Origin of the sequence: Streptomyces sp. NPDC057474 (assembly GCF_042802555.1) — a bacterium.
Lineage (GTDB): Bacteria > Actinomycetota > Actinomycetes > Streptomycetales > Streptomycetaceae > Streptomyces.
This window is the reverse complement of record NZ_JBHVDX010000361.1, coordinates 1-6,544: the sequence shown is the minus strand read 5'-3', so window position 1 is coordinate 6,544 and position 6,544 is coordinate 1. Positions and strand designations below refer to the sequence as shown.

The following is a 6,544-nucleotide window of genomic DNA, read 5'->3' as shown; positions in this document are numbered from 1 at the left end:
GTCGTACGACGTCCGGCCACAGCCATGAAAAAATCAGTTCCGAGCCGGACACGCACTACGCGGCGAACGCGTTCACGCCCGTCAGCTCCGCCGACAGCTCCCACAGGCGCGCCGCCTGCTCGGGGTCGATCGCCCGGTCCTTCACACCGCGCATGTCACCGTCCGCGGGAGCGGGCTCGGCGACGTCGCAGTCCTCCAGGTAGAGGCCGCCCAGGCCGGTCAGCTGGGGTGACGTCGCCGCCCATACCTGAGTGGCAGCACCCTGCCTCGCGTTCTTGAAGAAGTCGGGGTTCAGCAGAGTGCCGTCCTCGTCGAACCAGCCGAACTCCACCTTCTCCTCCTCGGCCACGTGCCGCAGGAGCGGCGTGATGATGACGCCGGGATGGAGGGCGAAGGCGCGGACGCCGGAGTTCCTGGCGAGCCTGTCCAGGTGCACGGCGAAGAGCACGTTCGCGGTCTTGGCCTGCCCGTACGCCTGCCACTTGTCGTAGCCCTGCTCCCAGTGGACGTCGTCCCAGCGAATGCCGGACATGTGGTGGCCGCCGGAGGAGACGGAGACGACACGTGCGCTGCCGCGTTCGAGGGCCGGCCACAGACGGTTGACGAGGGCGAAGTGGCCGAGGTGGTTGATCGCGAACTGGGCCTCCCAGCCGGGCCCGACGCGCGTTTCTGGGCATGCCATGATCCCGGCGCTGTCGATGACGAAGTCGACGGGCCTGCCGGAGGCGAGAAACCGCTCCGCGAAGCCGTGCACGCTCTCCAGATCGCCGAGGTCCAGCTCGTCCACCTCGACACCGGGAACCCCGTCCAGCGCCTCCCGCGCATCCGCCGGCCGACGCGCGGGGACGACGACGCGGGCACCCGCCCGGGTGGTCTCCAGGCCGATGCCCGAGTAGCCGCCGGTGACGATCGCGAGCTTCCCGCTCAAGTCGATGCCCTGGAGGACGTCGTCGGCGGTGCTCATGGCGTCGAAACCGGAGCCGATCTTGTGCTGTGCAGTGGTCATGCCTAAAACGCTCCAAACTTGAGCAGCGGAAAATCATGCGGTTCGATGCCTGTCGCCCACAACCGCGAGTGCTGGGGCAGGCGTTCAGGCGCTTCGCTTGTTGAGAAGCGGTCCGCGGCGGCCGAGGGCCCACACGAGGAGTGCGACGCAGCCGAGGCCGGCGCCGGTCAGGGAGACGGCGGTCCAGCCGCCGGCGGACCACAGGACGGAGGCGGCGGCGGAGCCGGCCGCGCCGCCGATGAAGTTGCAGGTGACGAAGGCCGTGTTGAGGCGGCTTCGGGCCTGCGGCGCGACCGCGAACAGCCGTGTCTGGTTGAGGATGTTCACGCCCTGTACGGCGATGTCGAGCAGCAGGATGGCCACGATGATCCCCGCTACGGAACGGCCGGCGAAGGCCGCGACGACGAAGGAGACCACGATGGCGGCCCATCCCCATCCGGTCGCCGGCATGGACCAGCCCCGGTCGTGGAGCCGCCCCGCACGCTGGGCGGCCAGCGCCCCGGCCAGGCCGATGAGGCCGAACAGGCCGATGACGGAGACCGAGTAGGAGAACGGCTGCGCGCTGAGCAGGAAGGTCAGGGCGGTCCAGAACATGGTGAAGACGCCGAAGGCGGTGGCGCCGAGGAACAGGGTCCAGCGCACTGCCCGCTCCTGCCGGATCACCTGCCAGACCGAGAGCAGCAACTGCGGGTAGGGAAGGCGGGCCTTCGGGGCGAGCCGCGGGATCGTGCGGTGAAGAAGCAACGCGAAGGCGACGGAGACCGCTGCGGCAACGAAGTAGATGGCGCGCCATCCGGCGGCATCCGCGAGGAGTCCGCTGATGGTGCGGGAGGTGAGGATGCCGATGAGCAGCCCCGAGACGACCGTCCCCACCACCTGCCCGCGGTTGGTGTCGTTGGCGAGGTCACCGGCGAGCGGGGTGAGCAACTGGCCGCTGACCGTGGTCAGGCCCAGGAGAGTGACCGCGACCAGGAGCGCGCCGATGGACGGAGCGAGTGCGCAGGCGATGAGAGCGAGGGCCGCGCAGAGCATCAACCCGGGGATGAACCGGCGCCGGTCGAGGACATCGCCGAGCGGCACCAGCAGCAGTGCTCCGGCCGCGTAGCCGATCTGCGTGGCTGTCACGAGCCAGCCCGCCAGCGAGGTGGAGGCGTGCAGGTCGCGGCCGATGAAGTCGAGCAGCGGTTGTGCCCAGTAGAGGTTGGCGACCGCGGTGCCGCCGGCGATCGCGAACAGCAGAGTCAGGCCGCGGCTCATTCTGTTCCCGTCCGCTGCGGCGGGGGCACTCGCGATGTGCGGCGTGGGGGTGTCCGGGGTAGCCATGGGTGGGTGTCCTGGTGAGTGCGGGTCGACGGCATCTTCAGGGTGAGGCGGATTTCTTCTGCGGGACAGCGGAGGCTTTCGTGGCGCTCGTCCTGCCTTTCGGGCACAGGGCCGGGCTGCTATGCCTGCTCCAGGGGCAGCCAGCGGCCGTCGGTGACCAGGTGGTCGGCCTCCGCCGGGCCCCAGCTGCCGACGTCGTAGCGGTAGGGCGTGCCGGGCAGGTCGAGGACGGGGCCGACGATGCGCCAGAGCTCCTCGACCATGTCCATGGTGGTGAAGCGGCGCGGGTCGCCGGTGATCGCGTCGGCCAGCACGTGGGTGTAGGCGACGGAGTTGCTTCCGGTGAGGTGGGCGAAGTCGACCGTCGCGGCTGTCCGGTCGACCTCGGTGGCCTCTCCTTCGTGCTGGGCGAGCAGATCGAAGGTGACGCCCGCGCGCGGGCTGATGCGGAAACGCAGCAGGTTCGCAGGCGCCTGCTGAGCGCCGGCGGTGTGGAAGTAGCCCTCGACGGGCCGGTGCAGTTCGACGACGATCTCGATGGCGGTGGCGGCCATCGCCTTGCCCGCCCGGATGGTGAAGGGGACTCCGGCCCAGCGATCGAGGTTCACCCAGGTGCGCAGGGCGCAGTAGGTGTCGGTGGTCGATCCCTCCTTGACGCCTTGGACGTCGAGGTAGCCGTCGTACTGGCCGCGTACGTAGTTCTCGGGCCGGACGGTACGGACGGCGCGGAGGGCACGGATGCGTTCGTCGAGGACATCGGCGGCCGAGCCGGTGCGCGGTGCGTCCATGACGAAGTAGGCGAGCATCTGCAGCAGATGGTTCTGGACCACGTCGCGCAGGCAGCCGGTCGCGTCATAGAAGCCACCGCGGTCGGCCACGTCGAAGTCCTCGGCCATGGTGATCTGGACGCTGCGTACGAACCTGCGGTCCAGGACGGCGTTGATGGCGGTGTTGGCGAAGCGGAAGGTCAGCAGGTCCTCGATGACGTCCTTGGCGAGGAAGTGGTCGACACGGCGCAGGCGTTCCTCGGGAAAGTGCCGGGTCAGTTCGCTCTGCAGGGTGCGGGCGGAGTGCAGGTCGCGGCCGAAGGGCTTCTCGACGACGAGCCGGGCGTTGTCGGCCAGACCGGCTTCTGCCAGCCGCTGGGCGATGACGGGATAGGTGGACGGCGGCAGGGCGACGCAGTGCGTCAGGAAGCCGTGCGACCGGACCCGGCCGGCGAGTGCGGTGAAGCTCGCGGGGTCGTCGTAGTCGACGCGGGCATAGCCCAGCAGCGCGGCGAACTTGTCGAACACGCCCTCGTCCAGGGGGACTTCAGCGGCGCTCAGGACATCTCGGGCGTGCCGGCGCAGCCGTTCGTCGTCCCAGTCGCTGCGGCCGACACCGATGACGGGCACGTCGAGAAAGCCCTGGCGCGTCAGGTCGTACAACGCGGGCAGCAGCATCTTCCTGGCGAGGTCGCCGGTGATGCCGAAGAGGACGAGGGCATCCGCGCGGGGGGTCTGGGTGGGCATGGTCGCTCCTGTGAACGTGAGGGTCCGTGAGAGTCACGAGGCGGGATGTCCTGCGCGGATCACCTGACGCCGCGTACGCCCGCGAGGGCGGCGAGGGCGAGGGCCGAGCAGACGGCGCCGACCACGAACAGCGGCGGATAGTTGTCGTCGGCTCCGACGATGAGCGAGCCGTACAGCGGGATGAGCATCTGAGGGATGACGAGGGCCAGGTTGTAGACGCCCAGTTCCTGCGCGGCGTGCTCGGGGTCGGGCAGGACGCGGCTGACCATGGGCAGGTCCACGGAGAGGTAGCCGCCCTGGGCGACGCCGATGAGCACCATGCCTGCCAGGAAGATACCGAAGGAGCTGTTGACGCACATGACCAGCAGTCCGGCCGCCGACGCGAGGGCGGCCAGGCGCAGCCACGGTTTGAGGCGTCCGGTGCGGTCGTCGAGTATGCCGAACAGCAGCGAGGCCGCCAGTGATCCGGCGCCGAGCAGCAAGGTGGACTGGAAGACCTTGGCGGCGGTGCTGTCGCCGCCGTATCCGATGCGGTCCGAGACGATGTACGTCTGGTAGGTGAGGATGATGAAGACACCGGAGAACATCAGGAACCGGCTGGCGAAGGCCCAGGCGTAGGCGGGGTAGCGGCGCGGATTCACGTAGAAGCTGGAGAAGAACTCGCGCGGGCCGAAGGGCGGGAGGGCGGTCTTGTCGGCGGGTGAGTCGGGGACGACGGCGACGAGCAGCGCCGCACCGGCCAACCCGATCAGGCCGGGGACGAGCAGCATCAGTGCGGGGCTGAAGTCCAACAGACTGACCAGCAGGGTCGCGGCGACCATCCCGATGGGCATGGCCGGGCCCATCAGGCCGCTGACCCGGCCCCGCATCCCGGGTTCTATGCGCTCGGTCAGCACGGCCTGAGCCGCCATCAGCGTGCCCGACCAGCCCGCCTGTGCCAGCACCCAGCCCACGACCAGCAGCCATACCGCGCCGCCGAGGCCGATGCAGGCCAGCCCGGTGAGTCCGACGAGCGGGCCGATCACCAGCCAGGTCCGGCGTTTCCCGAAGCGCAGGGTGGTGCGGTCGGACAGCGCGCCCAGGAGCGGGGAGGCGATCGCGGCGGCGAAGGCCCCGACGGACAACACCGTGCTCAACGTGGAGACCCGCTGGCCCTCGCCGACCACGTCACGCACGCGCAGCGCCATGCTGACCGTGGGCGGGGACATCACCGCGATGTAGGCGCCGTAGTACGCGGCGACCAGCGCAATGGGAAGTAATGCTCCGGCCCGTGCCGTGACTGCCGGAGAACCGACGGCACCACTCGCCGGGGGTATGACTCTGGTCATCCGTGACTCGCTTCCTTCGGCCCGAGACCCGACAGGGCGGACGTTCGCCATCGCCCCCGAAGCGACTCCACAGCGACTCCACGCGGCCCGTCTGCGTATCCATCTGCGCAGTTCTGCGTTCGACAATAAATTTCCCGTTGTCGAGGAGAAAGTAAAGAGAAGTTTTCCCTCCCCGGTACGAGTTATCCAGGGGATGGATCCCTCCCCCTCATGCGGCGATGTGCATTTCCTGCCGCGTAGCTATCGCCGGTCGTCCCTGCACAGATATGCGAATTCCGATGTAATGCCGCGCCGGAAAGGTCACGAAGAATTCGACTTCAGGAGGCGGCAATGGCCCAGGACGTGGGCGAACGGGCGGCAGACCTGCAGTCGGCGGCGGGGCACCGGCACAGGGTGCGTGTTTCCATCGGTGCGCTGTTGCTCAGCATGTGCAGAACGCGGTGTCGTACGAGGATCTGGGCGTCGCCACCTCGGGGGTCACGTTCTTCCGGTCGATCGGCTCCGCGTTCGGTGTCGCCGTCTTCGGCACGGTCTTCACCGGCCGGCTCGACGAGAAGCTGCGCGGCGCCTTTGCCAGCGCGGCGCCGCCGGAGACGGCCGTCGCGCTCGAAGCCGACCCGCGTGCCATCGCCGGACTCCCGCCCGAGCTGCGCCCGTCCGCGCTGCACGCGTACGCCACCTCGATCACCGACGTTTTCCTGTACGCGGCCCCGATCGTCCTGCTCGCCTTCGCGCTGGCCCGGCTGCTCAAGGAGGACAGGCTGCGCGGTTCGGTCACCGCGCCCGACCTGGCGCAGACAATCAGCGCCCACCCCGTGCACCGCTCCTCCCGCGAGGAGGTGCAGCGGGCCCTGTCCGTGCTCGGGGCACGGGAGGGACGGCGCGGCATCTACGAGAAGATCACCGCCAAGGCCGGATACGACCTGCTGCCCGCTCCAGTTGGCTGCTGTTGCGGGCGCTGCGACCGGAACGATCGCTGTCGCCGACGCGGCTCGCCGAGTACAGCCAAGTGCCGCTGCCAGTGATCCAGGCTGCCCTGCAGCAGATCGAGCAGCAGCACCTGGCCACACGCGAGGGCATGGACCTGCTCCTCACCGATGCCGGGCGCGAGGCCGCGGCAAAGCTGTCGGCGGCGCGCGAGGACGCCTTCGCCGAACTGCTCGGCGACTGGTGGGGGCCCGACCGGCCGACGGACCTGGTCGAACTTGTCGAGGACCTGACGTCACAGCTACCGGGCTCGAACGGGGGGCGGGCTGGTCGGACACCAAACCCGCTGGGGTGAACGCGCCGGAGCTGACAGACACACCGCCAACCCTCGGGCACCGCGTCCGCGTGGCGCGGTGAACAACGGCGGGGCCGGGACGGCACACACG

The 6,544-nt window shown here is 69.4% G+C and carries 4 protein-coding genes and 1 pseudogene; 1 reads left to right on the top strand and 4 read right to left on the bottom strand.

Going from position 1 to position 6,544, the window contains the following annotated elements; all coding sequences use genetic code 11:
* Positions 1–55: 55 nt before the first annotated feature.
* The 4 genes from ACFU53_RS45705 to ACFU53_RS45690 form a co-directional block, all read right to left on the bottom strand.
* Positions 56–1,006 carry an SDR family NAD(P)-dependent oxidoreductase gene (locus ACFU53_RS45705; RefSeq protein WP_384006037.1) on the bottom strand — a complete coding sequence of 317 codons (951 nt, stop codon included), beginning with the start codon at positions 1,004–1,006 and terminating at the stop codon, positions 56–58.
* Between the two features lie 84 nt (positions 1,007–1,090).
* A complete protein-coding gene (locus ACFU53_RS45700) occupies positions 1,091–2,329 on the bottom strand; it encodes an MFS transporter (RefSeq protein ID WP_384006035.1) in 1,239 nt (412 codons plus the stop codon).
* Between the two features lie 119 nt (positions 2,330–2,448).
* Positions 2,449–3,843 (bottom strand): glucose-6-phosphate dehydrogenase, encoded by a 1,395-nt coding sequence (zwf, locus tag ACFU53_RS45695; RefSeq protein ID WP_384006033.1) that lies wholly within the window; start codon positions 3,841–3,843, stop codon positions 2,449–2,451.
* A 59-nt stretch (positions 3,844–3,902) separates the two neighbouring features.
* On the bottom strand, positions 3,903–5,171 hold the full coding sequence (locus ACFU53_RS45690) for an MFS transporter (protein ID WP_384006031.1): 1,269 nt from the start codon (positions 5,169–5,171) through the stop codon (positions 3,903–3,905).
* A 428-nt stretch (positions 5,172–5,599) separates the two neighbouring features.
* On the opposite strand from ACFU53_RS45690, the pseudogene ACFU53_RS45685 reads away from it, so the two are divergent.
* Positions 5,600–6,453 (top strand): annotated as a pseudogene (locus tag ACFU53_RS45685) (EmrB/QacA family drug resistance transporter); the annotation flags it as partial.
* Positions 6,454–6,544: the final 91 nt, after the last annotated feature.

Bases quoted from the DNA above. Each gene is read 5' to 3' on its own strand.
- ACFU53_RS45690 (WP_384006031.1), bottom strand. From the start codon at position 5,171: ATGACCAGAGTCATACCCCCGGCGAGTGGTGCCGTCGGTTCTCCGGCA.
- ACFU53_RS45700 (WP_384006035.1), bottom strand. From the start codon at position 2,329: ATGGCTACCCCGGACACCCCCACGCCGCACATCGCGAGTGCCCCCGCC.
- ACFU53_RS45705 (WP_384006037.1), bottom strand. From the start codon at position 1,006: ATGACCACTGCACAGCACAAGATCGGCTCCGGTTTCGACGCCATGAGC.
- zwf (WP_384006033.1), bottom strand. From the start codon at position 3,843: ATGCCCACCCAGACCCCCCGCGCGGATGCCCTCGTCCTCTTCGGCATC.